Here is a 2582-nt window from a genome sequence, read left to right on the forward strand (position 1 = left end):
TGCGGATTCCGACGATCCCGGCCGCCTATTCCGATCTGATCCCGGCCACTATTCCGATGTGAAGCCGGTCGGGCGAAGCCAGATCGAGTGGTTGTAATGGCATGCAGGTTTTTGGCGGGTCAAGCGACTTGTGGGATGGCGTTTCGGCGCATGGATTCGCCGGAGAGTTCGAGACGATGGGCGTTGTGAACGAGGCGGTCCAGGATGGCATCGGCGTAAGTTGGATCTCCGATCAGATCGAACCAGCGGGCCACTGGAAGTTGGCTGGTGACCAGGGTTGAACGCCGACCGTAGCGGTCTTCGAGGATCTCGAGCAGGTGATGGCGGGCATTGCCGTCGAGCGGTTCGAGCCCCCAGTCGTCAAGGATGAGCAGGTCGACGCGGGCAAGGCTCTTCATGCGCGCAGCGATGCGGCCGTCTCCCTTGGCCAGCGACAGGTCGTCGATCAACCGCGGCAGGCGCGTGTAGAGAACCGAGCGGTTGTCGCGGCAGGCCTGGTGACCGATGGCGCAGGCGAGCCAGCTCTTGCCGACGCCGGCCGGCCCGATAATCGCGCAGTTTTCGTGGGCGGCGATCCAGTTGCCCTTGAGCAGCATCTCGAACAGGCGGCGATCGAGCCCGCGCGGAGCGCGGTAATCAACGTCTTCAGGCACGGCATGGTGCCGCAGCTTTGCATGACGCAGACGAAGCGCAAGGCGCCGATCGTTGCGCCAGGTTGCTTCATGATCGAGCAGCAGGGCCAGCCACTCGGCATGGCCGAGACCGGCGGTGTCGCCATTGCCATCCAGGTCGGCGAAGGCATGGGCCATCCCGGTCAGGCCGAGCTGGTTCAGTTGATCAAGAGTCGGGTGTTTGAGCATCGTCGCACCTCTCAGTGGTAGTATTGGGAGCCCCGGATGTTGTCGTGCAGGATCGGCTCGCGTTCCGGGGCTGTGGACACGGGCACCTTGTCGAGCCCCTTTTCGAGGATCGATTTGACGGAGGGATAATTGCGCGCCTGGATCTCCAGCGCGCGCACCGCAGCAGCCTCGAGCCGATCGGCACCGAAGCGCTTGGCAAGGCCGATGATGCCAAGGCACGAGCGGTAACCCTGCTCAGGGTGCGGCCGGTCGTTGATGATGCGCTCGACCAACAGCGACAGCATCGGCCCGATCCGGGCCGCCTCATCGCGGATCTTCGCCGGCGTCCATTCCAGATAGCGCCGGTGGCTCGAGGGCATATGCTCGGGCACCGTCGTATGCCAGCCATTTCCGCTGCCACGCATGTGCACCGCGATGCGTTCGCCGCCGAGAAAGATCTCGACGGTGCGCGCGGTGAAGCGGGCCTCGACCTCGCGGCGGGCGAAGCGATGCGGCACCGAGTAATGGTGGTGATCGACGGCGATATGGTAGTCGAGCCCGACCCGGCAGCGCTTCCACTGGGCATGGATCCACGGCTCCGCCGGCAGCGGCTTGAGGTTGGGCGCATCGACCTCCTCGAACAACTGGCGGCGCGTTCGGCCGAACTGGCGAAGGATCCGCGTCTCATTGAGGTCGGTCAGGCACTCGGCGATGCCGGCATTGAGCTCGGCCAGGCTGTAGAAGACGCGGTTGCGCAGTCGGCCCAGCACCCAACGCTCGACGATGCCGACGCAGGCTTCGACCTTCGCCTTGTCGCGCGGCCTCCTCGGCCGCGCCGGCAGCACTGCCGTCCCGTAATGCCGGGCCATGTCGGTGTAGCTGCGGTTGAGCATCGGATCGAAGTGGCAAGCCTTGATCACCGCGACCTTGGCATTGTCGGGCACCAGCAACTGCGGCACCCCGCCGAAGAAGGCGAAGGCGGCATTGTGGCCCTCGATCCAGTCAGCGAACTGCTCGGTCCAGGTCGCGCACGCGAACGACAGGCTCGAGCCGCCCAGCACCGCCACAAACAGATGGGCATCGCGGATCTCGCCGGTCCTGCGGTTGATCACGACTGGCACCGTGTCGCCGGCGTAGTCGACGAACAGCTTCTCGCCGCCGGCATGGCTTTGGCGCATGACCAGCGACAACCGGCCCTCCCAGCCCCGGAACAGTTCGCACCAGCGGCTGTAGCGATAGCCGTCGGGATGAGCGGCGATGTACTCTTCCCACAGGACCTGCAGCGTCACGTGCTTGCGCTTCAGCTCGCGCGACACAACCGACCAGTCCGGTTCCGGCTGCTTGCGACGCCCAGGCTTCACGCCGGCGGGGCCATAGAGCCGCGCTTCAAGATCCGCATCGCTGATCTCGGCGGGAACCGGCCACTCCAGGCCCGAACGCTCGAAGCGGACCACCATGTCTCGCACCGTCGAGCGTGCAATGCCCATCATCCGGGCCACCTCGCGCATCGGGACACAGCCTTCCCGGTGCAACTTCAATACTTCGCGCACATCGCGCATCTTCGGCCTCCTCGTCGGCATCCATTCCTCCCGGCTCAAACGCAGCCGCAAGGATCGCCCAACGATCAGGCTTCTCATCCCCCGGCAGGTGGCCGGGAATTAATCGGAATACCGGCCGGGATCAGGTCGGAACGCCGGCCGGGATCAAATCGGAATGGTGGCCGGGATAACCTCGGAATCCGCA

General features: G+C 65.1%; 2 protein-coding genes. Both read right to left on the bottom strand.

Annotated elements, in window-relative coordinates:
- Positions 1-119: 119 nt before the first annotated feature.
- Positions 120-860, bottom strand: a complete 741-nt coding sequence (gene istB / locus S2M10_RS20990) for an IS21-like element helper ATPase IstB (RefSeq protein ID WP_168847813.1) — start codon at positions 858-860, stop codon at positions 120-122.
- 11 nt (positions 861-871) lie between these two features.
- The gene (istA, locus tag S2M10_RS20995; RefSeq protein ID WP_168847814.1) at positions 872-2398 is read right to left on the bottom strand and encodes an IS21 family transposase; all 1527 of its coding nucleotides are present in this window, start codon (positions 2396-2398) and stop codon (positions 872-874) included.
- Positions 2399-2582: the final 184 nt, after the last annotated feature.

Source organism: Sphingomonas sp. S2M10, from assembly GCF_012650175.1.
Classification (GTDB): Bacteria; Pseudomonadota; Alphaproteobacteria; order Sphingomonadales; family Sphingomonadaceae; genus Sphingomonas.